The following is a 25,351-nucleotide window of genomic DNA, read 5'->3' as shown; positions in this document are numbered from 1 at the left end:
ATCCCGACCAATGCCGCCCAGCCTGTTCGTCAGGAACTTTTGTGAAGAGCTGTCGTTTAGTCGGTCGTTAAAGCGGTTGGCGCCATCCTTGAAAGTTCTCCCCGTGGACGCAAAAACCGAGACTGAAGAACCAGACAGAATCAGGAATGCACGCGGCGCTTCGAGCAAGGCCGGACCGGATGCGTCGCTAAAACGCATGGGCGATGTGGCGCAGCCTAACGCTCCGGAGCGCGAAACGCGGGACAAGGAGGCGGATGAACAAAAGCCCAGCCTCCTAGCTTTCCCCCGGCAGCATCCTTACGCGTCCATTGCAATCCTGATCGTGCTGCTGCTGGCCGCGGTGGGGCTGGTCATGTGGTGGCTGAATGCCCGCCAGTATGAATCGACCGACGACGCTTTTATCGACGCCCGCACGATAACGGTCAGCGCCGAGATATCAGGACGGATCACTGACCTTGCGGTGACCGACAACCAGCCGGTCAAGGCGGGTGACGTCCTGTTGCGCATCGATGACAGCGACTATCGGGCCAGCCTCAAGCAGGCCGATGCCGGGGTAGCCTCGGCGCAGGCCGACATTGTCGACGTAGGGGCTCAGATCACAGCTCAGAATGCAAAGATCGATGAAGCGCAGAAGCAGATGGCGCAAGCGCAGGCCGCCCTCGATTTTGCCAAAGCCGAGGACCAGCGGAACCGTGAACTTCTTGCCAAGGGCACGGCCACCCAGCAGCAGGCGCAGCAGGCCGCTTCCACGCTGCGCCAGGATCAGGCTGCTCTCGACAGCGCCCAAGCCAATGTGGCTGCGGCCAAGAGCCAGATCGCTGTTTTGCAGGCGCAGGCCAAGAGCGCCGAAGCCAAGCTCGATCAGGCCAGGGCCAGCCAGAACCAGGCGAGTACGATGCTGTCCCGCACAACCATCACCGCACCGGTCGCCGGGCGGGCAACCAGCATTTCGGTCGCCAACGGCACCTATGCCCAGCCAGGCCAGGTTCTGATGATGTTTGTTCCCGACGAAGTCTGGGTGAAGGCCAACTTCAAGGAGACACAGCTCGATCTGATGCGGCCGGGACAGCCGGTCGACATCGACATCGACGCCTATCCGGAAAGATCTTTTCATGGCCGCGTCGACAGCATCCAGGCGGGTAGTGGCACCGCCTTCAGCCTGCTGCCAGCCGAAAACGCCACCGGCAACTTCGTCAAGGTGGTGCAGCGCGTGCCGGTGAAGATCGTCTTCGACAAAGCGCCCGGCGTGCTGCTGGGGCCGGGCCTGTCGGTGGTGCCGACGGTCAAGGTGCGATGACTGGCGAAATCTCCGGCGACCAAAGCGAAAGCCGGTCGGCCGCCGGCGGGCGCAACCCGTGGCTGATCGCCATCGTCGTCTCCATCGCCACCTTCATGCTGGTGCTGGATACCTCGATCGCCAATGTGGCCCTGCGCAACATCGCCGGCAGCCTGGCTGCCGGGATGGACGAGAGCACCTGGGTGATCACTACCTATCTGGTCGCGAATTCCGTAATCATCCCGGTCAGCGGCTGGTTGGCCAGCGTGATCGGGCGGAAGCGCTACTACATGCTTTGCGTGGCAACGTTCACCATCGCATCGCTGTTGTGCGGCCTCGCGCCCAATCTGGAAATGCTTATTTTCTTCAGGATCCTGCAGGGTCTCGGCGGCGGCGGCATGGCGCCGAGCGAACAGTCCATCCTTGCCGATACCTTTCCGCCCGAGAAGCGTTCCCAGGCTTTTGCCCTTTATGGCGTCGCCGTCATTGTCGCACCGACAGTCGGGCCGACCCTCGGCGGCTGGCTGACCGACCATTTCTCCTGGCACTGGATATTCTTCATCAACGTGCCGTTCGGCATCATGTCGCTTGCCTTGGTGCAGTGGCTGCTTGTCGAGCCGGACGTGATCGAGCGCGAACGTCAGGAGCGGCTGAAGGGCGGCCTCAGAATAGATTGGGTCGGGTTCATCCTGGTCGCCACCGCTCTTGGCTGCCTGGAAATCTTCCTCGATGAGGGTCAGCGCAACGACTGGTTCGCATCGGGTTTCATCACGACTTTTGCCGTGATTTCGGCGATCTCGTTCCTGCTGCTCATCCCATGGGAGTTTAGTCACCGCGATCCGATCGTCGATATACGCCTGCTCTTCAGCCGCCAGTTCGGTACGTCGTTCCTGGTAATGATGGCGGTCGGCGCCGTGTTGTTCAGCACCACGCAGTTGATGCCGCAGCTGCAACAGACCGCCTTCGACTATACGGCCACCCTGTCGGGCCTTTCCATGATGCCCGGCGGCATCGCCATGCTGATCCTGATGCCGATTTCCGGATTTGCCGCCGGATTGGTGCAGCCCAAATATCTGATTGTGATGGGCATGTCCGTTGTCGTGGTCGCCTTGTGGCACATGACGTCACTCACCCCCGATGCCAGCTTCCGCTTCTTTGCCTTCGCGCGCGTCTTCCTGATGATCGGCCTGCCGTTCCTGTTCATTCCCATTTCGACAGCGGCCTATGTCGGCCTCGCTCCGCGGAAGACCAACCAGGCGTCGGCGCTGATCAACGTCGCCCGCAACATCGGCGGGAGCATCGGCGTGTCATTGTCGAACACCGTGATCGCGCAAAACGCGCAGCTGCATCAATCGAACCTTGTCAGCCATACCGCGCAATCGTCACCCGCCTATCAGCAGTTGCTGCGTCAGGTGACGGATCACTTTGTCGCCCAGGGCTCGAACATGCTTGAGGCCAAGCAGCAAGCCGTCGGCTGGCTCGGGCAGTTGATCGCGCGCCAGGCCTCGCTGCTCGCCTATATCGACGTTTTTCGCTACTGCGCCATCGCGACGGCACTGTTTGTTCCCCTCGCCTTGCTGCTGCGGTCTCCAAAACCCGACAAGCGCCAGCCGAAATAACCGCGCCCCGCCGACCTCTTGCAGAACTTCTGCCGCCTGCGTTTTCCCGGCACTTATTGCACGTCGCCGGCATTGAATGTGGCGAATGACCGGCAACGTCAGATCCAGTTCGAGAGAACCGTCTCCATCTCGACGGTCTCCACCTGCTGCGCGAACCGTTGGTGATAAACGGTCAGCAGCGCGTCATGCGTTGCGTCGGAAGAACTGCACAGCGCATCCGTAACGAGAACCACGCGATAGCCGAAATCGATCGCTCCGAGCACCGTAGCCAGAACGCACACGTCGGTTTCGCCGCCGGTGATGACCAACGTATCGATGTCGCGTTCGTTCAGAAAAGCCCGGAGGTGACCTTCGAACCAAGGCGAGTATATGTGCTTGTCGATGATGGCCGCTGGCGGGCAGTAAGCGGCTAATGCCGGCAACAGGGCGACCATTTCGGGACCAATATTTTCGATCGCCATCGAGGCCCAGCGCTCATAATAGCGCTTCCATGTACCAACGCCCTGCCCCGGCTTTTGCGCGGGCAGGAAGCGCGTGAAGACGGTCTGTGGCGCTCGTCTTTCGACCAACCTTTCGATATGAGGAAGGACACGGGTGATCCAGGGGGTCGCCCACTGCGACGGCTCGGCAAACAGCTTTTGCATATCGACACAGACATGCATGCACCGATGCCCCAACGGACCATATGCCAAGCCCGACATCGACATCGAAGATAGTCCTATTCCATGACATGCGGGGTGTGCCGTTTGTCCTCCACCGGGTCGACATCGATGCGCGCCTTTTGCGGATCGAAGGTGCCATGACCTGCGATGGCCCGCGCTGCCGTATCGGGCGTCTCGTATGCCCACATGAAGTCGTCGGCCGAGCTACCGACGGCATGGACCCGCCAATAGCTCGCGGTTCCCTTGAGCGGTGAGCTGCTTGTGGTGTTGGTCTTTTCGAAAAGCTCGAAATAGATGTCCTCGAAAGGGATAAAGAACATCGGCTCCTGTCCCTCTTCCCTGACTAGCTTCGCGCGCTCCGTGGCTGCGACCACAGCATCGGAAAATCGCACGGTCACCGTTCCGGCAAACGGCTCTATGGCCAGTGGACGAAAGTCGTGTTCTGACATTGCGACTGAAGTTTGCATCCGAATTCTCCCTGGCTATCGTTTGATCGTCAGACTGCGTTTCGGTCCATCAATGAAAACGAAATGCGCGGCGATGCATCAGGTTCCAGCTTGTGCGGTGAAGCCAAATGGACCGCCGAGCCAAGCGATTATCGGCTACCGAAGCTGTCGAGAAAGCTCGCCAACAGCCGCGAAACCTCGTGTGAAGCCTCACGTGTCGGGAAGTGCCCGACCGCGTCCAGGACCACTCGTTTGTAGGGCGCCGTGAAATGCTCCTCCAGTCCTTCCGACGATGGGGGCAGTACAACACGGTCGTCGCCACCATGAAGCGTCAAGGTCGGAACCGTGATGATCTTGACCGATGTTTGCCGGCGGGCCAGCTCCGCGTAGCACGGATCGGGCTCCGCCTCACCCCAGCGAACCCGATAGGAATGCAACGTCACGTCCGGCCAATCCGGGTTGTCGAAGGATACGGCCACTTTATCGAAAATGGTGTCGTCGAACCACCCCAACGGGCTCCAGCTGTCCCATTGGAATCTGGCAAATTCCTTGCGGTTCTTTCGCACGAACTCGGCGCCGCGCGCTGTTGCCATGAACCATTGATACCAAAACGCTTTCGCCTGTTCAGGCGCCGGCGTTGCCGGTTTGCCGGGTTGCCAGCCAAGCGATAGCGCAGCGCAGCAACTGATGCGATCGGGAAAGATCGAGGCCAGGAGGTAGGCGATCCGTGCTCCCCAGTCGTGACCGACGATCGCAAAGCGGCTGAGGCCAAGCGCATCGGCAAAGTCCAGCACGTCCTGCGCCATTGCGGCAATTTCGCCGGATCGCATGGTTTCTTTCGACAGGAACGACGTCTGTCCAAAACCTCGCAGCCACGGCGAAAACGTCCGAAAGCCGGCCTCGTGAAGGACCGGCGAAATGCGCGCGTAAGTGGTCGCGTCGTCCGGCCAGCCATGCAGCAGGACGACCGGCGGACCGTCTTGCAGGCCACCATCGAGATAGGCGATGCGCAGCAGTGGCGTATCGCAAAATGAGACAGGGTTCATTTGCTCTCCGGCGCTGTTACCGGCTGGTCGCCGCCAGTCGTCGACTTGGGTCTGGCATCCTGGTCAACCTGCGGATTCTTGTTGATGGCGTCGGTGTTGGCTTTCGTCGGTTCGGTGCTGTCATCACAGGCACCGAGCGCGAGGGCAGCAGCCAACACTAGAAGCGACAAGGATTTCTTCATCGAAACCTCCTCTGGCTGATGTTCGACAACGAGGCTCTGCGAATTTGGTTGCCCGGTTTGCCGCTCGGGCGCCCGCCGATCAGCCATCCGCAAAAAGCGTTGCCGCAACGGCGATTGAGGTCAGGCTCGTCATTGCAAGGAACGCTCTGATGACGTGCGACATCTCCCACATATTCCGGAAATCTCTCCAATCACCATCTTGCTTCCGAGCGAACATCGAGAAAAACGCCACGCCCGATCTCGGCATGGCGACGTCCTGCACCCAGAAATTATTGACGGGGTGTGTGAGCAACCAATAGGTCGCGTGTTGCGCGGCCAGGAAGAATAGCGACGCGAGCGTCCACCAGAAACGAGTACTTGCAGAAGGCGTCAAATAGAGCAGGATGGCGAGCGCGAGGATGCCTCCGATTTCGGCAAAACCGCCGATCGTGAAGCCGGGATAGTAGATCGTCTGCACTGCCTTGTAGGTCGCCTCTTTCAGGCGTATTTTGCCCGGTAGCTCCAACGCATGTGCAAGCGAGAGCGCTGTTGCGATTGCAACCAGCAGGAGCGTGAAAACCATCAAGACGCGCATGCTGTTACTCTTTAACCGTGCCCTTTCGCAATCGGCATAGGGAGACGGTTAGCCGTAGCCGGCAGAACGCAGGGAAGTCATCGTGCAGCCGTTCGGCTATGCCACGAGCACAGGGACTGATCGACAAGACGGGTCAGGTGGGGTCGCACCGCGCGCGGTTGCGAACAGGAGACGATCCTCACCTAAGCCGCCCGGCGCGTCAGAACATGATCCTTTGCCTCAACCAGGTAAGGAACCTGTTGCCGCCAATTGTCGCGCGGACCCGAGCCGCAGCCCACCGCGCTTTCATGGTAGCGCCTACGTGACAATCGCAAACGATGTCATGCAGTTGCCAGTCGTTCAGTTCGAAGAAGCGCTTGGCCTCGCCATAGGTGTCATCCCTTAGACCCGACCCGCGCAGCATCGGGTCTTCGAAGGCAACAGTTATTGCCGACCCTTCGCCGCGTGCCATGGCGCGTGCTTCCGGATGCATGTGTTCGGTGCCTGTAAACGCGCCAAGGCATCGCTCGGGATTCTGATCGAGAAGTTCAGCCCATCGCGCGATGCGCTCATCTCGCGTCATTTCCGTATGTGGCGCCGAGGGTTCAATCCTGGCGACGGCCTGCAGTTGATCGAGTGTCTGGTGTTTCATGGTCAGCTCCTGTCGTGGAGGGAGAAGTGCCCACGCCTTCAAGGGAATTATCGCGCGGCGGTGCTTCGACAAGGGCGCAAAACCGGAGAATTCGGCCCCCACCAAAATGCGGCTGGGCGGATCATAAACGCGCTGACAGCGTTCACCGAATGGAGGGCCTTTCCATAAGCCACTGATCCAGGATCAGGATGCATCCATGCTCATCCAGCCGATCGACTATTTCCTTGCCATCTGGTTCTCTGTTGCCGCTGCCTCCACTCTCTATGTCGGCTTCGACCAGTACCGCAACAATCCCGAACCGGTGGTGATGAAGTGGGGCTTCATCCTGGTGACCCTCTATATGGGCCCAATCGGCCTGCTGCTCTATGTGTTGGCCGACAAGGAACCACGACCGGGCGAGCACGAGGACTTTACACGGCCGCTGTGGAAGCAGGGCGTCGGCTCGACCATTCACTGCGTTGCCGGGGATGCGACAGGCATCATTCTGGCCGCCGTCATCACGGCGATGCTCGGCTTGCCGATGTGGCTCGATCTCGTCGTCGAATATGTCTCCGGCTTCGCCTTCGGCCTGTTCATCTTCCAGTCGCTGTTCATGAAGTCGATGATGGGCGGCACCTATTGGCAGAATGTGCGCAAGAGCTTCCTGCCCGAGTTCATCTCGATGAATTTCATGATGGCAGGAATGGCACCTGTCATGAGCTTCTTGATGATGGGACGTGACATGCGCGCGATGGAGCCGACGGAACTTCTGTTCTGGGGCGTGATGTCGATCGGCGTTATCGCCGGCTTCACGCTCGCCTATCCCGCCAATGTCTGGCTGGTGGCGCGCGGATTGAAGCATGGGCTGATGACGCTGCACCCGCAGACCACCGGAACGAGCAGCCGAGAACCGTCTGCGCACCAACGGCAAGGACGACACCACGACAAAATCTCCCACGGGGCCAAAAGCAGTGGCCACCAGATGAATTCGGACGCTACGACCACGCAGATCGCGGCCCTTGGCCTGGTGTCCTTGATCACGCTGGCGGTCGGCATGGCCGCGCCGGCGAACTGGCTGAACTTGACGCTATCGGCGCGTGACGTCGGTGGGGTGATCATGCCGCAAGGCATGATCATGGATCGCGAAACGCCGGCCGAGGCCATGCGTGACATGGCGGCAACCGATCCGCGTCGGGTGACAGCGTCCTACGATCTCACTGCCAGAGGCGACCAGGAACTGCCGTTTCGCCTGGAGAACGGCACCAAGGTGTTCGAGCTCAGGCCGTCGGTGATCCGTTGGCAGATATTGCCCGACGTCGCGGTCGATGCCTATGCCTATAACGGACAGATTCCCGGGCCGCGCATCCACATCAGACAGGGCGACAGGGTCCGCATCAATGTCACCAATGACCTACCGGAGGAAACCACGGTGCATTGGCACGGCATGATCCTGCCGAACCAGATGGACGGCCCCGCCGAGATTACCCAGGCGCCGATCGAGCCCGGGCAATCCTATTCCTATGAATTCACCGCCACCCAGCATGGGACCTATTTCTATCATCCGCACGCCAAGCCCGACCGCACCCAGGCGCTCGGCCTCTATGGCGCGCTGATCATCGACCCCTCCAACCCCGCCGATGAGGTTCAGGCCGACCACGACTACGCGCTCGAACTACAGGAATGGCTGGTGCGCGATGGGCTGACCTATCCCTCGATGCCGATGGAAGGCGGCATGCCGAATTTTTTCACCATCAACGGCAGGGCCTATCCCTCAACCGATACGATCCACATGAAGCTCGGCGAGACGCTGAAAGTGCGTTTCATCGGCACCAATAATGGCTTTATCCATCCAATGCATATCCATGGCGGCCCCTTCGAGGTCGTTGCCCGCGATGGCGAAACACTTGCCCCGCCGGCGCGTTTCCTGGCCGATACGATCAACGTTGGGCCGGGGCAACGCTATGACGTCGTCTGGAAGGCGCGACAGCGCGGCAAATGGCTGATCCACTGCCACATTCCGCATCACACGACGAACAACAATGTCGAGGAAAAGGGCGGCGGCGGGTTGATGGTCATCATCGACGTCAGCTAATCGAGACTGAGGCGATAGCCGAACAGGTGCGCTCTGCCGATAGAGGAGCGGTCCCATGACGACCCGGCACCCCCGCGGCAATCCGGAGGTTGCGTTCATCGCATCCTACTTCTTGATAATGTTGCCGTCGCGCAGGTCGAATGCCTCGGCGTCGCGAGCCTGGCGGTAGAAATCGTCCTGCAATTCACCCCATTCGCCGAGAAAAGCACCGCAATTGCTGCAATAAATTGGCGTCGACTCCGTGGCGTCGTCGGGAATGTCCATCTGGATCGTCCCACAAGTCTTGCAATCGAGTTTGTCGTCCAATTTGCGTGCCATTTTCCAATGATCGCGCATTTTCACACAGGAGCCAATTGTCGATTTCGTACAGAGCGGTGCCTGCGATCACCCTCTGCTTCGTCTTGATCCGGTCCAAGATGCGGATCAAGCGATGGCACGTTTCCGTGCGAGCGGCTCAGACGGCAAGCTGACGTCGGTCCGATGTTTTTCGCGTTCAGGGCTTCCGGGCCGGCAGTGGTGGAGAGGGTTGGATTCGAACCAACGTAAGCTAAGCTAACGGATTTACAGTCCGTCCCCTTTAACCACTCGGGCACCTCTCCAATCTGCCGCCGCAGCCATGCAACGAGGCATTCGCGCCAATTTCGGACCCGAGTTGTGTCTTCTCCGAAACCAGCGAAGCGCCTTATGGCGGCAAGGCCAGTGGGTGTCAACCGCGCAGGAAGGTTTTTCGATGTTGTTCGCCGGCTGCGGCGACAGGGCATATCCTTGGCGGGAGGAGACGGCTATAGAAGCCGGCCATGAGCAACAATTCCAATACCCCGAAAGACACCCACTACGCCAAGCTGCGCCGCGCCTTTCGCGACGAGAAAAGCGGCGGCGCGCCGGCGTTCAAGCCCCGGCAACCCGTGCCACCAGGCGAAAACGCGGCCGACGGGCTGGTGCGGCTCTACGGCCTGCATACGGTGCGTGCGGCACTCGACAATCCGCGCCGCCGGATCAAGAAAATGCTGGTGACGCGCAATGCGGCCGAGCGCCTTGAGATAGCCGATCTCGCCGCCTTGCCCTTCAAGGCGGAACTGGTCGAACCCAGGGACATCGACAAAGTCACCGGCTCGGACGCCGTGCATCAGGGCGTACTGATCGAGGCGGAGCCGCTGAAGCCCAAGCGCCTCGACGCACTCGGCGACACCAGGCTGGTGCTGGTGCTCGACCAGGTCACCGATCCGCACAATGTCGGCGCCATCCTGCGTTCGGCGGTGGCTTTCGGCGCCGGCGCGTTGATCACCACGGCCCGCCATAGTCCGCAGGAATCCGGCGTGCTGGCAAAATCCGCCTCCGGCGCGCTGGAGCATATCGATCAGATCGAGGTCAAGAACCTCGCCGATGCGCTGGGCCAGTTGCACGAGGCCGGCTTCCAGACCATCGGGCTTGATTCGGACGGGCCGGCGGAACTCGAAATCAGCTTTGCCGGAGACCGGATAGCGCTGGTGCTCGGCGCCGAAGGCAAGGGCCTGCGCCAGAAGACGCGCGAGACCGTGACGACGTTGGCCCGCCTCGACATGCCCGGCGCTATCCGCTCGCTCAACGTGTCGAACGCAGCGGCGGTCAGCCTTTATGCAGCGCGGGCATTTCTGAAGCGCGGCTGACTGGGAGCGGCAAGCCTCTCGCCAGGAACCAAAACGGGTTCCGGCGACGCTTGCCGGAACCCGTTCCTGGGTGAGGACAAAAGGTGACGGCTTGGGAACGTTATGCCGCCCTCTCCCGACCTATGCCGCTTTGCCTTTCACTTCGGCTGGCTCGCCACCGATCTCGAAATTCGCCATCCGCTCCAGCGCCCTCACCAGCGCGGAATGATCTTCCTTCGCGCCGCCATTGGCCGCACAGGAATTGAACAGCTGCTGGGTGGTCGAGGTGTTGGGCAGTGACACACCGAGCGCCTTCGCACCCTCCAGTGCCAAGTTGAGATCCTTCTGGTGCAGTTCGATGCGGAAACCCGGAGCGAAGGTGCGCTTGACCATGCGCTCGCCATGCACTTCGAGGATGCGTGACGCTGCCAGCCCGCCCATCAGCGCCTGCCTGACTTTGGCCGGATCGGCGCCCGCTTTCGATGCAAAAACAAGTGCTTCGGCGACGGCTTCAATGGTTAGCGCGACGACGATCTGGTTGGCGACCTTGGTGGTCTGGCCGACACCGTTCGGCCCGACCAGCGTGATGTTCTTGCCCATCTTTTCGAAAACCGGTTTCGCACGCTCGAAGATCTTTTCGTCGCCGCCGACCATGATGCTGAGGGATGCTGCCTTGGCGCCGGCCTCACCGCCCGAAACCGGCGCATCGAGATAGGCGCAACCGAGATCGTTGATCCTTTTTGCGAATTCCTTTGTCTCGATCGGCGAGATCGAACTCATGTCGATGACGAGTTTGCCCTTGGTCAGGCCGGACGCGACGCCGTTCTTACCGAACAGCACCTCGGCCACCTGTGGGGTATCCGGCACCATGGTGATGATGATCTCGGCGGCCTTGGCCACGGCGGCATGGCCGGCAACCGTCTTCAGGCCCTTGGCAATGAGATCGGCCGGCGGCTTGGAGCGATGGTCGCTGGCGATGACGCTGTAGCCGGCGTCGAGCAGATGCCCCGCCATAGGCGCGCCCATGATGCCGAGGCCGATAAAGCCGATAATTTCCATTGTTTCTCTCCGTCTCTGTCAGGGCAGCGTGCCGTGGCGAAATTCCCACTACGCCGCCGCGCTTCCCCGCCCGGTCAGTTCCCTGAACCAACCCAGTCCGGCTTCCGTCCCCGCCTTCGGTTTGTATTCCGCCCCCACCCAGCCGGAATAGCCAATCCGATCGATATGGTCGTAAAGGAAAGGATAATTGATCTCGCCCGTCCCCGGCTCGTGACGGCCGGGATTGTCCGCAAGCTGGATATGCGCGATGCGGCCGAGGTTTGCCTCGATTTTACGGGCGAGATCCCCCTCCATGATCTGCATGTGATAGATGTCGTATTGCAGGTACAGGTTCTTCGAGCCGACGCGGTCGATCAGGGCCAGCGCCTGGTCGGAATAGTTCAGGAAGAAGCCGGGAATATCGCGCGTATTGATTGGTTCGATCAGCAGCTTGATGCCGGCGTGCTCCAGCTTCTCCGCCGCGAAGGCGAGATTTTCGGCAAAGACATTTCCAAGCGTATCCCGTGCAATGCCCTGCGGCGCGATGCCGGCGAGGCAGTTGACCTGCCCGCAGCCAAGCGCCTGCGCATAGGTGATCGCCTTGGCAATGCCCTGGCGGAATTCCGGCACGCGATCCGGCAGCACGGCGATGCCGCGCTCGCCCTTGGCCCAGTCACCCGCCGGCAGGTTGAACAGCACTTGCGTCAGGTCGTTCTTCTTCAGTCGTGCGGCCACCACATCGGGCGCGTGATCATAAGGGCCGACATATTCGACACCCTTGAAGCCGGCGCGGGCGGCGGCATCGAAACGGTCGAGGAAATCATGCTCGCCAAAGAGCATCGACAGATTGGCTGAAAACCGCGGCATTCTTTTTCTCCCTGGGGCATCGGACCCAAAAGTGGAAACCGGTTTTGGGATAATCCGATGTTCAAACAAAAATTAGTCGAGCATCACGATCGCGGTCGGCGCGTCTTCCTGACGTTCGGCAAGGTCCTCGAATTCGGTGATCTTGTCGATCTCGGTGCCCATCGAGATGTTGGTGACCCGTTCGAGAATGAATTCGAGCACGACCGGAACCTGGTGTTCCCTCATCAATCGCTCCGCTTGTTTGAAAGCGCCGGCGAATTCCTCCGGCTTGCGCACCCTGACCGCCTTGCAGCCCATCGCCTCGGCGACGGCGACATGGTCGACGCCGTAGCCGGCCTCGGGATCGCCGGTACGGTTGATGTTCTCGAAGGCGAGGCTGACCTCATAATCCATCGAGAAACCGCGCTGGGCCTGGCGGATCAGGCCGAGATAAGCATTGTTCACGACGACGTGGATGTAGGGCAGCTTGTGCTGCGCGCCGACCGCCAGTTCCTCGATCATGAACTGGAAATCATAGTCGCCCGACAGCGCCACGATGGTGCGGTCTGGATCGGCGGCGCGGACGCCAAGTGCTGCCGGCAGCGTCCAGCCGAGCGGACCGGCCTGGCCGCAATTGATCCAGTTGCGCGGCTTGTAGACATGCAGGAACTGCGCCCCGGCAATCTGCGACAGGCCGATGGTGGTGACATAGGTAACGTCACGGCCGAACGCCTTGTTCATCTCCTCATAGACACGCTGCGGCTTCAGCGGCACCTGGTCGAAATGCGTCTTGCGCTTCATCGTCTTCTTGCGGCCCTGGCATTCCTTGGCCCAGTCCGACCAGTCGCGCAGCCTGCCCGCCGTCTTCCACTCGGTGGCGACGTCGAGCAGCATCTTCAGCGCCGCGCCCGCATCGGAGACGACGCCGAGATCGGGCGCGAAGACACGGCCTATTTGAGTGGGCTCGATGTCGACATGGATGAATTTCCTGCCGTTGGTGTAGACGTCGACCGAGCCGGTGTGGCGGTTGGCCCAGCGGTTGCCGATGCCGAAGACCAAATCGGCTTCCAGCATGGTGGCGTTGCCGTAGCGGTGCGAAGTCTGCAGCCCGCACATACCGGCCATCAGCCGGTGATCGTCGGGGATCGTGCCCCAGCCCATCAGCGTCGGGATCACCGGAACGCCCGTGATCTCGGCAAATTCGATCAGCAGGTCGGAGGCGTCGGCATTGATGATGCCGCCGCCGGCGACGATCAGCGGCTTCTCGGCCGCGTTGAGCATCGCCAGCGCCTTTTCGGCCTGGGCGCGTGTCATCGCCGGCTTGAATGGAGCCAGCGGCTCATAGGCATCGATGTCGAACTCGATCTCGGCCAGCTGGACGTCGACCGGCAGGTCGATCAGCACCGGACCCGGCCGCGACGAGCGCATCAGATGGAACGCCTTCTGCAGCGCCATCGGCACCAGATAGGGCTCCATGACCGTCACCGCCCATTTGGCGACGGGCGCGGCGATGGCGGCGATGTCGACAGCCTGGAAATCCTCCTTGTTGAGGCGCGCGCGCGGCGCCTGTCCGGTGATGCACAGGATCGGAATGGAATCGGCCGCGGCCGAATAGAGCCCGGTGATCATATCGGTGCCGGCCGGCCCCGAAGTGCCGATACAGAGACCGATATTGCCTGCCTTGGCGCGGGTATAGCCTTCGGCCATATGCGAGGCGCCCTCGACGTGGCGGGCAAGGACATGGCGGATGGTGCCCCTCGCCTTCATCGCCGAATACAGCGGATTGATCGCCGCGCCCGGCACGCCGAAGGCACAGGAAATGCCTTCCTTTTCGAGAACGAGAACAGCGGCATCGACAGCGCGCATCCTTGCCATTTCCAGCCTCCACGAGATGATTGTTGGATGGCTAAGGATGTCACCGGGCCGGCTATTTTTCAATTTTTCCAGAATATTTTTTCATTTTGAGAAAACGATGACTATTCACTGATTTCATTGACTTTTCTCTTTTCCAGGGATTTGCGCTCGGGAATTCCTGAAAAACTTTTTCATTGCATCTTGGAAGAAACGCCCGAGAATGCCGGCCATGGAAACGAACGAAAAACGTCAGCGCGGGCGTCCGCGCTCCTTCAATGGTCCGGCCGAAGCTGCCTCGGTGCAGTCGCTCGACCGTGCCTTGCGCATTCTGGCCATTGTCGCGGAAGGCAGCGGTCTGTCGCTGAGCGAGATATCGGCGCAAAGCGGGCTCGCCGCCTCCACCGCCTACCGCATGCTGACGACGCTCGAAAACCACGGCATGGTCGAGTTCGATACATCAGACCAGCTCTGGTCGATCGGTGTCGAGACCTACCGCATGGGCGCGGCGTTCCTGCGCCGCCGCAAGCTTGTGGATCGTGCCCGCATCGTCATGCAGGAACTGATGGAGAAGACCGGCGAGACCGCCAATCTCGGCGTCGCCGAGGACGACTGCGTGGTTTTCGTCAGCCAAGTAGAAACACACCAGGCGATCCGCGCCTTCTTTCGGCCGGGAACGCGCAGTCCCTTCCATGCCTCGGGCATCGGCAAGGCGGTGCTGGCGCATCTCGAACCGGAGCGCGTCGGAGCCATCCTGCGCAAGGTGGGCCTGCAGCGCTATACGGACAAGACCCTTTCCGACATCTCCTCCCTCGCCCATGATCTGGCGGCCACCAAGCATCGCGGCTGGTCGGTAGACGACGAGGAGCGCCACCCCGGCATGCGTTGTGTCGCCGCCGCCATTTTCAACGAGTATGGCGAACCGATCGGCGGCGTTTCCGTTTCCGGACCGACGGTGCGGGTCACGCCCGACCGACTGGCCGAGATCGGCCCGCTTGTGCGCGACGCCGCGATCCAGGTGACCAAGATGATAGGCGGCGTGACGGTCAGTTGATCACCAAGCGCATGGCAAGGTGTTTGGAGCCGCATGTCCGACATGGCGCGCGCTGAATAAAATTGGCCGTCTTGCCGTGGCGCCCGAATGCATGCGACAGGGCGCGAATGAGGAAAATGGTTCAGCTTCTGCTCGCCGCTTCGCTTTGCGGATGCGTGGCGACGACGCCACGACCCGATACCGGCGGCCAGCGGGTCAATCCCATCCCGATCTCACTCGCGCTGGAAGAGATCATCACGACCGGTATCCGCCAGCGCCTGCTGGATTCGGCTTCCGCCAGATTCGGGACCATGCTCGCCGGCGAGCGAACGCTTGACGGCCGCCAGGAGATCGTGGTCTGCGGCACCGTTAACGCCAAGACCTCGCCTGGCGTCGATGGCGGCGACAAGCCATTCATCGCCAAAGTCTATCCGCAAGCCGCAAGCAGCTTTGAACTGGTCGCGATGGGCGACGATACGGAGGCTGCCCGGCTTCAAATTGGCGGCTCCTGCCGCGCGGCCGGTTTGCCGATCCTCGACCCGAAGACGCACCTCTAGAAGACGGCCTCCAAACGACGAAGAGGGGCTGCCTCGCAACCCCTCTTTCCTGTCGCCCGCCTCCCCTCAGAGTCGGCAGTAATGGCTGTAGCCGTCATGGCCGATATAGGTATCGGAATCCGGGTCGTAGCTCGCGTAACGGTCGAAGCAGCGGCGGACGTGCCAGGAACCGCCATCTTCGTCGGTATAGACCGTACGCGGTTGCTGCTGGGCAAGCAGGCTGCCGAGGACGAAGCCGCCGACGCCGGCGGCGATGCCGATGCCGAGGTCGTGGTGATGCGAGTGAGCCGCCGATGGCTGGACGGTGCCGACCAAAGCAGTGGCGGCGACGGTGGTGGCGATGAGGCTGGAAACGAGTGTGCGCTTGAACATGATGATCTCCTTGCTTCGTTAACCGAGGCGATCCATCCGCCTCTTGATCATCTGTCGCCGCGGCATTGAAAAAGGTTCGACGGGGGTTTGATTTTTTTTCGAGGAAGCTGGGATCCGCTGCCTGAAGGCGCGGCGGCCCCGCCGGCGTTGATCATCCAGATTCCGGCGCTTCAGGCACCTTGCGCTCAATCGCGTCATCGGCCGTGACGGCGACAGATCGATGCAAAAAGGGCGGCCGAAGCCGCCCTTTTCTGGATTGGTTTTCAATCACGCCGTCAGGCTGCGCTCAGTAGATGATGATGCGGTGGTGGTGATGACGGTGATGATGATGGCCATAGATCCACCAGTAATCCGGGTAGTCCGGGTAATCCTGATAGTAGAGGTAGTCGTCGAAATGACGATGATGGTGATGCATGCCATGAGCCGACGAAGACTGGACGGTGCCGGCGAGCGCGCCGGATGCAACGACGATGGCGACGAGGCCGGAAACAAGACTGCGCTTAAGCATAATGATCTCCTGGATCCTTTGATCGAAGCGACCATTCGCCTCCAAGGATCAGTCGGCGCGCCGCGGCGAAAGGTTCGACAGTTCCGGAGATTTTTTTGAAACACGGTGGGCGTGTAGTGAGCAGGCAGTTCGCGCCATGACCACTTTACTCACCACGAGCTCAGCCCATGCCGGTGATATGGCGAAGCCAGAAGGCAAGCGCGATGAAACCGATGATCGTTGTGACGCCCGTCCAGTCGACATTGGCCTTCTTCACATCGCTGATGAGCTTCACCAGCAGCATCCACGCCACGATGACGATAGGGAGAATGATGACAAGCCTTATCATGCGACACTCCAATCCGAAGCGATTGCACCCTCATCCTCATGTAGGAAGCGCGTTTGCGGATTTCAGCACGGGCCATGGCGTCATCCACCACGGCCGACGCCCAAAAACGGAGTTTTGTCTTTACTGGCGCAACAAATATGCTAACCGGAGCGCCATGCCCTTGTAGCTCAGCTGGTAGAGCAGCGGTTTTGTAAACCGAAGGTCGGCGGTTCGATTCCGTCCGGGGGCACCAGCCTTCGCTCTTCGAGCTCCGGGTGGCGGGCCACCCCAAGCCCTTAGACGCAGGTCCTCCGAAACCCCGGTGTAGAGCGATTACGAGCGCCGCCACTCTCTATGAGGCGCTCGCGATTTGGGCCGACACGTTCGTCCTGGTGAACGTATTCCTCACCCTCACAGACTTGTAGACATAAGCAGCCCAGATGCCGACCCCCACGAAAGACGCGAGGGGTGCCACCAGCGCATCGCCTGCGAGCACCTGGTTCACCGGAACGCCCAGAATTGACGAAGTCCAGATCGTATCCAGGACAAAAACGACAGGGATCGCAAGGCACTGAAGCAGAAACAATTGCGGGAACCGGCGGCTTCGCCGCAGCATCGAAACCAGCACAACCAGCTGAAGCGCCAGAAATGCGAGATTGAGGGCAACCTCCCCATACACCGCCAGCGGCCCATTTGGGAGAGTCATGAGTTGCCGGTAGCCGTCGGCCGAATTGGCGAAGTCGGCGAGCGTGCGCAGCGGTGACAATGTCTGACCGATCGCCAGCAGCATCAGCCAGCCACCGAAGCCCACAAGAGCCTCAGGATTCTGTGACGGCTTCGCGGCTGACCGGACAGCAAAGAAAACAGGCACGCCGATCAGCAGCAGCACGATCACCCAATGCCAGATGGAAAACGTTCCCATTTATTCCCCCTTTTTAATACCCTTCTAAGTTGTACCAGATTTCAAGTTCAACTCAAGAGCTGAATTTTCGTAGACAACGATACCGAAGCGACGATTTCTCCTGCCTGCTCCCTCACACCCCGATCGCCGCCGCCAATATCCTGCTCTGTCCCGGAAGCGGCCGGCTGCCATCTGCGGGAACACTCCTGAGAAACCGCTAGCGCCGCCGGGCGTCGGCGAAGACTTGGTTGGTGCAGGATCGATGAGCCTATTTTGGCGGCCTACAGCGCTCTTTGCGGGCAAGGCATCCCGGCGGCATCACCGCAGCGTGAGGCCGTGGGGACCGGCCTGGCGCTCATTTGTTCCGACTGGCGCACCAGTTCGGCGAAGACAAGCGCAAAACTTCCCAACATGACAAAGACGATGATCAGGCGTGCTACCGGCAATATGTCGGCCTCGTCTGGCTGGCGCATGTCCCCCGGCATCAGGATCCGCGGGATCACGCGCACAAATCTAACGTGCCGCAGCGCCCTTGCGTCCCGAAGGATAAGGTAGATGCTGCGAGCGCCCCACGCCACCCATGCCGGCTAACATGATCGGTCCGGCTTTACGAGACCTTAAGCCTGGCATTAACCATCACATTCGGTCGCGCCACGACATCAACCGCGACCGCCCCATGCGGCGGCACTGCCGCACCGTCGCTCCGTGAACCGGCAGAGGCTCTCTTTGCAGACCCGCCCGCCTCATGCTACCCCGGCGCTGGCGCGGCCGGAACCTGCCGGCGCCAATCGGTCGCGATCGGGAAGCCATGAGCACAGCCGCCAACAGCATCGCTTTCGTCTCGTCCGAGACAACAGACGCCAAGGCGGCGCTGGAGAGCCTGTCGGCGCGCTATGGCCAATGTTCGGTCGCCGAGGCGACTGTTGTGGTGGCGCTGGGTGGCGACGGCTTCCTGTTGCAGACCTTGCGCGACACGATGGGTACGGGAAAAAAAGTCTACGGTATGAACCGTGGCACAATCGGCTTCCTGATGAATGAGTACCGGTCGGGAGGACTCACCGAGCGCATCGCGGCCGCTGTCGCCGAAACGATCCGCCCGCTGGAGATGCTGGCAACCACCTCGGATGGCGAACAAGTCACGGCGCTCGCGATCAACGAAGTTGCGCTGTGGCGTCAATCCTATCAGACGGCCAAGATCCGCATCAGCGTCGATGACCAGATACGGCTCGAGGAACTGAACTGCGATGGCGTCATGATCGCGACGCCAGCCGGATCGACCGCATATAATCTTTCCGCGCACGGCCCTATCCTTCCGCTCGACGCGCCCCTTTTGGCTCTCACGCCGGTCAGCCCGTTTCGTCCGCGACGCTGGCGCGGCGCATTGCTTTCCAACAAGGCGACCGTGCGCTTCGACATTCTGGAGTCGGAAAAGCGGCCGGTGAACGCAGCCGCCGACCACACGGAGGTCAAGGCGGTGACCTCGGTCACGGTACGGGAATCGCCGACTGCCACCGCGACTTTGCTATTCGATCCCAACCACTCCTGGAACGAACGCATCCTGGCCGAACAGTTCCGTTACTGAGCCGGCACAGAGACAAGCGGCCGGATTAAGCATCGCGATTAAGGTTACAACTTCACAATCGCGCCAATCCTGCCCGTTTCTGTTGACAAATCGTGGGCTTGCGCCTAATCGCAATACCAATCTTGCAGGCGCGTGGCGCTTGCCGCGACGAATGACGTTGCGCTTCCCCGAACCAGCCAAAGACAGCAACACTTGTCCTCAGACACGACGATCGCTCAAGAAGCGTTGACCTTTTCAGACCTCGGCCTATCGCCGAAGGTGCTTTCCGCAGTCACCGATGCCGGCTACACCCAGCCGACCCCGATCCAGGCTGGCGCGATCCCGCACGCCTTGCTCGGCAAGGACGTGCTGGGCATTGCCCAGACCGGCACCGGCAAGACCGCCTCCTTCGTGCTGCCGATGCTGACCCGGCTCGAAAAGGGCCGCGCCCGCGCCCGCATGCCGCGCACGCTGATCCTGGAGCCGACGCGTGAGCTTGCCGCGCAGGTCGAAGAGAACTTCGTCAAATACGGCAAGAACCACAAGCTCAACATCGCGCTGCTGATCGGCGGCGTGTCGTTTGACGAGCAGGACAAGAAGCTGGAGCGCGGCGCCGACGTGCTGATCGCTACGCCAGGCCGTCTGCTCGACCACCGCGAGCGCGGCAAGCTGTTGCTCAACGGTGTCGAGATCCTGGTCATAGACGAGGCCGACCGTATGCTCGACATGGGTTTCATTCCCGACATCGAGCGTATCTGCGAGATGATCCCTTTCACCCGGCAGACGCTGTTCTTCTCGGCGACCATGCCGCCAGAGATCACCAAGCTGACGGAAAAATTCCTGCATGCGCCGGTGCGCGTCGAGGTCTCCAAGGCCGCGTCGGCGGCTACCAACATCACCCAGCGGCTGGTCAAATCGGGCTCGAAGCCTTGGGACAAGCGCGAAACACTGCGCAACCTGATCAAGGCCGAGGACGCGGAGCTGAAGAACGCGATCATCTTCTGTAATCGCAAGATCGAGGTTTCGGAGCTGTTCCGCTCGCTGCTGAAATATGACTTCGACGCCGGTGCGCTGCATGGCGACATGGACCAGCGCGCGCGCATGCAGATGCTGGCCAATTTCCGCGACGGCAAGCTGCGCTATCTCGTCGCCTCGGACGTCGCCGCGCGCGGCCTCGACATTCCCGATGTCAGCCATGTCTTCAACTACGACGTGCCGATCCATGCCGAGGACTATGTCCACCGCATCGGCCGCACGGGCCGCGCCGGGCGCTCAGGCAAGTCCTTCACCATCGCGACCAAGTCCGACACCAAGTATATCGACGCCATCGAACGGCTGATCGGCACCAAGATCGAATGGCATGACGGCGACCTGTCGACGGTGGTTGCCAGCGAAGGCGAGGACGATGCTCCGCGCCGCGGCAAAGGCGCGCCGCGCCGCGCCGGCCGCAAGGACGAGGACCGCAGCGACAGGGGCGGACGCAAGAAGGGCGGCGAGCGTCGCGGCAGACACAGCGAGGAAGATGCCGCGACCGCGGTTGCTCAACCGCAGCCCGATGTGGCCGAGACGGCCGATATTGTCGAACGGCGCGCGCGCAAGGATGCAATCCGTTCGGAAAACACCGAACGCAAATCATCCGACCGCAATGAGCCGCGCGCACCTGAGCGTGGTGACACCAGGCCGCAGCGCAGCAACAACCGCCCTGCCCGCCACCATCAGGAAGACAACGACACCACAGTCGGCTTCGGCGACGACATGCCGGCCTTCATGCGCATCGTCGCCAAGGTCTGATTCCAACCAGCAAGCCGGCTACCCGGCTTGCCTCCTTTTTTGCCCTGCCGCCAAGAGCAATTCGAGGAAAAGCCGCCTAGCGCTTTTCCGTCCGGAATTGCGTGGAAACGAAGCATTGGCGCGGTTCGGCAATTCTATTGGACGCTGGTCCGCTCCAGGTCACATCGGTCCGGGCATCATCTTGGTCGGTTTCTCCAGCATCGGAAACTCGGCCTTGTTGCATTTCACCTTCGGATTCGTCGGACTGAACATGCCGTTTGGATTGTCATCGAGCCAGGCGTGAAGATCGTAGTGGACGAACTCCTTCGGGATGAGCGGATAGTGCCCCTCCATCGGGCCCATGAAGGTTTGACCAAACAGCTTTGGTGGCTCCTTGACGTCCGGGGTCAGCGGCACCAGCCACTCCACCCCAACCAAATGCAGGCCTTTTTTCGTTGGTTCGTAGATCAACACATTGGGATGCATCGGATCTAGTTTCTGGCCGACACTTGGAACGTTGACGAAATGGATGCCCATGGCGCCCTTCGGATAATCCATGGAGCCGGGTATCTTTTCTCCGCTGTAGTAGACGCAGCCGACTGTCGACAGGTAGAGATCGCGGACGGCGGCGGTGTAGTCCTGATATTTGGCGAGCGATTTCTTCAACGCGTCGATGTCGGCCTTGTTAGTGTCCTCGGCATGAGCCGTGGCGAGGCCTAACCATGCACCTACAACGCTTGTCAAAGCGAGGACGCCGCAGCGCCCAAGACTGGCTGTTCTTGTCATGCATTCCTCCCAGATTTCATGATCTGGCCGTGCAAGACCGAGGCGGCAAAGATGTTGATTGCGCGGCCGATTAAACCGCCCCATCCCCTCTGGAACAGCGTCGATGCTAATCCTTTCCACGGCTGCGGAAAAGAACTTATTAGATATTGCTAATTTTATTTGATCGCCGTCATGAAACCGGGCGCCAAAATACGCCTGGATAAAAAACGGCCCGTTGGGGGCCGTTTTTCGCATGAGACGCCATTCTGCTCAGGTGAGCGGCGACAGCTGGATCTCGACGCGTCGGTTCTGGGCCCGGCCCTCGGCAGTGGCATTGGAGGCGACGGGCCGCGTCTTGCCAAATCCGGTGACGGCGAAGCGGCGCTGATCGACGCCCTGGCCGGACAGATAATTCGCGACCGCCAGCGCACGGCGCTGCGACAGATCGAAATTGTGCTGGTCGCCACCGGTCGAATCGGTATGGCCGAAAACGTCGACCGTGGTCTGCTTGAACTTCTTCAGCACCAGCGCCACCGAATTCAGCACCTGGTAGAAGCCGGGCTTCACCGCGTCCTGGTCGGTGTTGAAGGTGATGTCGGACGGCATGTTGAGGATGATCTGGTCGCCGCTACGGGTGACACTGACGCCGGTGCCCTCGAGCTGCCGGCGCAATTCAGCCTCGTTCTGGTCCATGGTGGCGCCGATGGCGCCGCCTGCCAGCGCGCCGATGCCGGCGCCGATCAGCGCATTGCGGCGGTCATTGCCGCCGGCAAGCAGACCAAGGCTGGCGCCTGCCAGGGCGCCAAGACCCGCCCCTGCGGCCGTGTTGGAAATCTTCTGGTCGCCCGTATACGGATCGGTGGTGGTGCACGCGGTCACGAGCAGAGCCGTCGCCATAACGACGAGCACGGTCTTCTTCATAGAATGGTCCCTCTCCAAGTCACGCCTTACGATGGCGCCAAATCAGCCCTTGTCGCGACTTGTACCACGAAATGCGGCGAAAAACGGAACGGGAAAAGTGGCCGTCGCGGCTTTTCCCCCGGGGTCCGTTGCGCATCGAAGCACCTTGGCCGGCTACCAGAGATTCTTGCCGTCAATGACCACCACTTCGACCTTGTCGAGGTCGAAGTCATCGAACAGCCGCGAGTTGACGCTGATCTTCGGATTGTCGAAATCCGGCTCGCCGGTCGACCAGTCCGGCGTTTCGGTGAAGGTGCCGCAGCCGCAGGTTGCGCAAAAACCATGCTTTACGGTCTTCGAGCCCCATTGGTAGAAGGAAACGTTCTTCAGCGGCGTGATGAGCTTGAACTGGGACGGGGTGTAATAGGCCCAGAGCGAGCCGCGTTTCGAGCAGAACGAACAGGTGCATTGTGTCACCGTCCGCGGCGCCTCCGACACCTCGAATATCGTCGCCTTGCAGTGGCAGCTTCCCTTGATGGCCATGAACATCACCTCTCCATTGTCCGTCGCCCAAGCGGCAAGGCACCATAAAGAAGCGATCCTGACAACCGTCCGTCAGCAGACGCGTCTGCCGAATGGCGTTGGCCGCCGGCGCAGCATCAAAAAGAGCGCGGCGGCACGAACAGGCATATCGTCTTGCCGGCGTCGAGACCGGCCTGATGAGCGCACCAGTGAAACTCGCCGTCAGGGCTGTCCTTGATGCGCTTGTCCGTCATGGGAACCACCTCGCCGGTGCCGGCGATCACGTAGCCCTCGGGTTTCTCCAGCACCTCGCCGGTATGCGTGGCACGACAGTCATAGTTGGCGCAGCAGGCGAATGGATAGCTCCAACCCTGCGGCTTTGCCGCCGTGGGCGTGGCGTCATGAGCAAAGGCAGCTGGCGCGCACATCGCGATCACGCCGACGGCGAACAGGGAAAACATAAGTCGGCCGACCGGTTGAACGGCTCGGGCCGATCTGGGAGTGGCAGCGGACATAGGACGTTCCTTTCGAGCGTCAAGCATTTCGCCTGCCCGTTCCCGGAACGTTTCTTCCCAGTGGCCGGATCGTCAGGTCGCAGATATGCCGCGTCCGGCCATAAATGCTTTTTTGTTTCCCAGCGCTTGGATGCTGGGCTGATTCCTTGGTCGGCGCAAGAAGCCGCAGCGCCCGGATATGGGCGCAAGCGCATGACATACTGCTACCGCTGACGAGATTCAGGCCAGGTTTGTTCCCGGCAGGCGGGGCATGCAAACAACGGGATTGATCCGGAGTGGTTCCAGCCGGCCGATCGTCAGATGCGGGCAATCACATGCTCTTGATCACTGGTGACATTGCCGCAGATCGTCCGCGATGGAGAACCAGCCGCCCTGCAGCCACGAAGATGTGGGCAGCCGGACGAATGACAAACATGCGACGCGCCCGTTTTGGGGACAGGAAAAGACCCTCTTCCCGCACGAGAGCAATACGCCGAACCAGAAACCTTGCGATGGCCGGCGCGCTTGTTGCTGGCACCGGCGGAAGCGTGTGGTCAACCGCTCACCGCACGGCGATACGTCCGCTTTTGCGACGAGCTCGCCGTCATTGCCCGCATGAGCAGCCTAATCCAGGTCGGCTACCACTTCGCCCGCGCCGCCCTCGATGCGTTGCGACAGCGAAGCTTCCATGAAGTCGTCGAGGTCGCCATCGAGCACGCTAGACGGGTTGGTGCTTTCGACGCCGGTGCGCAGATCCTTCACCAACTGATAGGGCTGCAGCACGTAGGAACGGATCTGGTGGCCCCAGCCGATATCGCTCTTCGACGCCTCGGTCGCGTTGGCGACCGCTTCGCGCTTCTTAAGCTCTTCCTCGTAGAGTCGCGAGCGCAGCATTTCCCAAGCCTTGGCTTTGTTCTTGTGCTGCGAGCGTTCGGCCTGGCAGGCGACCGCGATGCCGGTGGCGATATGGGTGATGCGCACGGCCGAATCGGTGGTGTTGACGTGCTGGCCGCCCGAGCCGGACGAACGATAGGTATCGATGCGCACGTCGGATTCGGAGACGTCGATCTCTATCCTGTCGTCGACGACGGGATAGACCCAGACGCTGGAGAAGGACGTATGACGGCGCGCATTGCTGTCATAGGGTGAGATGCGCACCAGGCGGTGGACGCCGGATTCGGTCTTCATCCAGCCATAGGCATTGTGACCCTTGATCAGCAAGGTGGCGGACTTGATGCCGGCCTCTTCGCCGTCATGCACTTCCAGCACCTCGACTTTGAAGCGCCGGCGCTCGGCCCAGCGCGTGTACATGCGCAACAGCATCGAGGCCCAGTCCTGGCTTTCGGTACCGCCGGCGCCGGCATGGATTTCGAGATAGGTGTCGTTGGCGTCGGCCTCGCCCGAGAGCAACGTCTCGACCTGGCGGGCCTTTGCCTCCCCCTGCATCGAGCGGATCGCGGCCTCGGCCTCGGCGATGACGCCTTCGTCGCCCTCTTCCTCGCCAAGCTCGATCAGGCCGATATTGTCTTCCAGCGCCTGGGTCAGGCCCTTGACCGCCGCGATGCCTTCCTCGAGGCCCTGGCGTTCGCGCATCAGCTTCTGCGCTTCCAGCGGTTCGTTCCAGAGGCTTGCGTCCTCGGCCCGCACGTTCAGGTATTCAAGCCGCTTTATGGCCTGATCCCAGTCAAAGATGCCTCCTCAGCAGGGTAATCGCCTGCCTGATCTCATCGACAATATTCTGCGTTTCCGCGCGCATGGCCTGATATTTTGTCCTGTTGCTGAATGACGCTTCGG

General features: G+C 61.0%; 28 protein-coding genes and 2 tRNA genes. 9 read left to right on the top strand and 21 right to left on the bottom strand.

Annotated features, from left to right (window positions below; all coding sequences use genetic code 11):
- Positions 1–10: 10 nt before the first annotated feature.
- Both FJ941_RS22015 and FJ941_RS22010 read left to right on the top strand, forming a co-directional pair.
- A complete protein-coding gene (locus FJ941_RS22015) occupies positions 11–1,297 on the top strand; it encodes an HlyD family secretion protein (RefSeq protein WP_140508855.1) in 1,287 nt (428 codons plus the stop codon).
- The gene (locus tag FJ941_RS22010; RefSeq protein ID WP_181166556.1) at positions 1,294–2,895 is read left to right on the top strand and encodes a DHA2 family efflux MFS transporter permease subunit; all 1,602 of its coding nucleotides are present in this window, start codon (positions 1,294–1,296) and stop codon (positions 2,893–2,895) included. The genes FJ941_RS22015 and FJ941_RS22010 overlap by 4 nt, the downstream gene beginning before the upstream one ends.
- Positions 2,896–2,993: 98 nt before the next feature.
- Here the strand turns inward: FJ941_RS22010 and FJ941_RS22005 are convergent, their stop codons facing one another.
- The 6 genes from FJ941_RS22005 to FJ941_RS21980 form a co-directional block, all read right to left on the bottom strand.
- On the bottom strand, positions 2,994–3,602 hold the full coding sequence (locus FJ941_RS22005) for an isochorismatase family cysteine hydrolase (RefSeq protein WP_140508853.1): 609 nt from the start codon (positions 3,600–3,602) through the stop codon (positions 2,994–2,996).
- Positions 3,603–3,613: 11 nt separating this feature from the next.
- Positions 3,614–4,006 carry a DUF427 domain-containing protein gene (locus tag FJ941_RS22000; protein WP_246673932.1) on the bottom strand — a complete coding sequence of 131 codons (393 nt, stop codon included), beginning with the start codon at positions 4,004–4,006 and terminating at the stop codon, positions 3,614–3,616.
- Between the two features lie 146 nt (positions 4,007–4,152).
- Positions 4,153–5,049: an alpha/beta hydrolase gene (locus FJ941_RS21995; protein WP_140508849.1), complete on the bottom strand. Its 897-nt coding sequence runs from the start codon at positions 5,047–5,049 to the stop codon at positions 4,153–4,155.
- A complete protein-coding gene (locus FJ941_RS21990) occupies positions 5,046–5,231 on the bottom strand; it encodes a hypothetical protein (RefSeq protein WP_027146879.1) in 186 nt (61 codons plus the stop codon). Before FJ941_RS21990 ends, FJ941_RS21995 begins: the two co-directional genes overlap by 4 nt.
- A 79-nt stretch (positions 5,232–5,310) precedes the next feature.
- On the bottom strand, positions 5,311–5,805 hold the full coding sequence (locus FJ941_RS21985) for a DUF1772 domain-containing protein (protein WP_140508847.1): 495 nt from the start codon (positions 5,803–5,805) through the stop codon (positions 5,311–5,313).
- A gap of 199 nt (positions 5,806–6,004) precedes the next feature.
- Positions 6,005–6,436: a hypothetical protein gene (locus FJ941_RS21980; RefSeq protein WP_140508845.1), complete on the bottom strand. Its 432-nt coding sequence runs from the start codon at positions 6,434–6,436 to the stop codon at positions 6,005–6,007.
- A 196-nt stretch (positions 6,437–6,632) separates the two neighbouring features.
- Between FJ941_RS21980 and FJ941_RS21975 the strand changes: the two genes are divergently transcribed.
- Entirely contained in the window at positions 6,633–8,507 is a 1,875-nt protein-coding gene (locus FJ941_RS21975; RefSeq protein ID WP_140508843.1) for a DUF4396 domain-containing protein, read from the top strand.
- A gap of 105 nt (positions 8,508–8,612) precedes the next feature.
- On the opposite strand, the gene FJ941_RS21970 is transcribed toward FJ941_RS21975, so the two are convergent.
- Together FJ941_RS21970 and FJ941_RS21965 are read right to left on the bottom strand one after the other, a co-directional pair.
- Entirely contained in the window at positions 8,613–8,825 is a 213-nt protein-coding gene (locus FJ941_RS21970; RefSeq protein WP_181166063.1) for a hypothetical protein, read from the bottom strand.
- 196 nt (positions 8,826–9,021) lie between these two features.
- Positions 9,022–9,106, bottom strand: a tRNA-Tyr gene (locus tag FJ941_RS21965).
- 198 nt (positions 9,107–9,304) lie between these two features.
- On the opposite strand from FJ941_RS21965, the gene FJ941_RS21960 reads away from it, so the two are divergent.
- Positions 9,305–10,153, top strand: coding sequence for an RNA methyltransferase (locus tag FJ941_RS21960; RefSeq protein WP_140508841.1), 849 nt, complete (start codon positions 9,305–9,307; stop codon positions 10,151–10,153).
- A 120-nt stretch (positions 10,154–10,273) separates the two neighbouring features.
- Here the strand turns inward: FJ941_RS21960 and FJ941_RS21955 are convergent, their stop codons facing one another.
- From FJ941_RS21955 to gcl, 3 genes are all read right to left on the bottom strand, one after another.
- Positions 10,274–11,191, bottom strand: coding sequence for a 2-hydroxy-3-oxopropionate reductase (locus FJ941_RS21955; RefSeq protein WP_140508839.1), 918 nt, complete (start codon positions 11,189–11,191; stop codon positions 10,274–10,276).
- 48 nt (positions 11,192–11,239) lie between these two features.
- Entirely contained in the window at positions 11,240–12,037 is a 798-nt protein-coding gene (gene otnI / locus FJ941_RS21950; protein WP_140508837.1) for a 2-oxo-tetronate isomerase, read from the bottom strand.
- A 72-nt stretch (positions 12,038–12,109) separates the two neighbouring features.
- The gene (gene gcl / locus FJ941_RS21945; RefSeq protein WP_140508835.1) at positions 12,110–13,891 is read right to left on the bottom strand and encodes a glyoxylate carboligase; all 1,782 of its coding nucleotides are present in this window, start codon (positions 13,889–13,891) and stop codon (positions 12,110–12,112) included.
- A 208-nt stretch (positions 13,892–14,099) separates the two neighbouring features.
- Here gcl and bhcR point away from each other — a divergent pair, with 208 nt between their 5' ends.
- Together bhcR and FJ941_RS21935 are read left to right on the top strand one after the other, a co-directional pair.
- A complete protein-coding gene (gene bhcR / locus FJ941_RS21940; protein WP_140508833.1) occupies positions 14,100–14,921 on the top strand; it encodes an HTH-type transcriptional regulator BhcR in 822 nt (273 codons plus the stop codon).
- A gap of 116 nt (positions 14,922–15,037) precedes the next feature.
- Complete coding sequence (locus FJ941_RS21935; protein ID WP_246672579.1) at positions 15,038–15,457, top strand: hypothetical protein; 420 nt, start codon at positions 15,038–15,040, stop codon at positions 15,455–15,457.
- A 66-nt stretch (positions 15,458–15,523) separates the two neighbouring features.
- On the opposite strand, the gene FJ941_RS21930 is transcribed toward FJ941_RS21935, so the two are convergent.
- The 3 genes from FJ941_RS21930 to FJ941_RS21920 all read right to left on the bottom strand — a co-directional run bounded on the left by FJ941_RS21930 (position 15,524) and on the right by FJ941_RS21920 (position 16,665).
- Complete coding sequence (locus tag FJ941_RS21930; RefSeq protein WP_140508829.1) at positions 15,524–15,829, bottom strand: BA14K family protein; 306 nt, start codon at positions 15,827–15,829, stop codon at positions 15,524–15,526.
- 286 nt (positions 15,830–16,115) lie between these two features.
- A complete protein-coding gene (locus FJ941_RS21925) occupies positions 16,116–16,337 on the bottom strand; it encodes a hypothetical protein (RefSeq protein WP_140508827.1) in 222 nt (73 codons plus the stop codon).
- Positions 16,338–16,497: 160 nt separating this feature from the next.
- Positions 16,498–16,665, bottom strand: coding sequence for a hypothetical protein (locus FJ941_RS21920; RefSeq protein WP_140508825.1), 168 nt, complete (start codon positions 16,663–16,665; stop codon positions 16,498–16,500).
- 156 nt (positions 16,666–16,821) lie between these two features.
- On the opposite strand from FJ941_RS21920, the gene FJ941_RS21915 reads away from it, so the two are divergent.
- A tRNA-Thr gene (locus FJ941_RS21915) sits at positions 16,822–16,897 on the top strand.
- A gap of 99 nt (positions 16,898–16,996) precedes the next feature.
- On the opposite strand, the gene FJ941_RS21910 is transcribed toward FJ941_RS21915, so the two are convergent.
- Both FJ941_RS21910 and FJ941_RS29225 read right to left on the bottom strand, forming a co-directional pair.
- On the bottom strand, positions 16,997–17,566 hold the full coding sequence (locus FJ941_RS21910) for a DUF2569 family protein (protein ID WP_140508823.1): 570 nt from the start codon (positions 17,564–17,566) through the stop codon (positions 16,997–16,999).
- A 260-nt stretch (positions 17,567–17,826) separates the two neighbouring features.
- Positions 17,827–18,048, bottom strand: a complete 222-nt coding sequence (locus FJ941_RS29225) for a hypothetical protein (RefSeq protein ID WP_246672578.1) — start codon at positions 18,046–18,048, stop codon at positions 17,827–17,829.
- Between the two features lie 305 nt (positions 18,049–18,353).
- Between FJ941_RS29225 and FJ941_RS21900 the strand changes: the two genes are divergently transcribed.
- Positions 18,354–19,127, top strand: coding sequence for an NAD kinase (locus tag FJ941_RS21900; RefSeq protein WP_027146866.1), 774 nt, complete (start codon positions 18,354–18,356; stop codon positions 19,125–19,127).
- 192 nt (positions 19,128–19,319) lie between these two features.
- A complete protein-coding gene (locus FJ941_RS21895) occupies positions 19,320–20,897 on the top strand; it encodes a DEAD/DEAH box helicase (RefSeq protein ID WP_181166054.1) in 1,578 nt (525 codons plus the stop codon).
- A 159-nt stretch (positions 20,898–21,056) separates the two neighbouring features.
- Here FJ941_RS21895 and FJ941_RS21890 read toward each other — a convergent pair whose 3' ends face one another.
- From FJ941_RS21890 to prfB, 5 genes are all read right to left on the bottom strand, one after another.
- Positions 21,057–21,662, bottom strand: coding sequence for a hypothetical protein (locus tag FJ941_RS21890; protein WP_140508892.1), 606 nt, complete (start codon positions 21,660–21,662; stop codon positions 21,057–21,059).
- Positions 21,663–21,911: 249 nt separating this feature from the next.
- Positions 21,912–22,562, bottom strand: a complete 651-nt coding sequence (locus FJ941_RS21885; protein ID WP_015318025.1) for an OmpA family protein — start codon at positions 22,560–22,562, stop codon at positions 21,912–21,914.
- 153 nt (positions 22,563–22,715) lie between these two features.
- On the bottom strand, positions 22,716–23,084 hold the full coding sequence (locus FJ941_RS21880; protein WP_027146857.1) for a GFA family protein: 369 nt from the start codon (positions 23,082–23,084) through the stop codon (positions 22,716–22,718).
- 116 nt (positions 23,085–23,200) lie between these two features.
- Positions 23,201–23,578, bottom strand: coding sequence for a hypothetical protein (locus FJ941_RS21875; RefSeq protein WP_140508820.1), 378 nt, complete (start codon positions 23,576–23,578; stop codon positions 23,201–23,203).
- A 603-nt stretch (positions 23,579–24,181) separates the two neighbouring features.
- Positions 24,182–25,313, bottom strand: a protein-coding gene (gene prfB / locus FJ941_RS21870; RefSeq protein ID WP_140508819.1) for a peptide chain release factor 2 whose coding sequence is annotated in 2 segments (ribosomal slippage) — positions 24,182–25,246 and positions 25,248–25,313 — 1,131 coding nt in all. Because the reading frame shifts where the segments join, the coding sequence is not laid out codon by codon here.
- Positions 25,314–25,351: the final 38 nt, after the last annotated feature.

The sequence above is a fragment of the Mesorhizobium sp. B2-3-13 genome, from assembly GCF_006442195.1.
In the GTDB taxonomy this organism is placed as follows: Bacteria; Pseudomonadota; Alphaproteobacteria; order Rhizobiales; family Rhizobiaceae; genus Mesorhizobium; species Mesorhizobium salmacidum.
The sequence above is the reverse complement of the archived record's forward strand: the minus strand, read 5'-3'. Positions and strand labels throughout refer to the sequence as shown.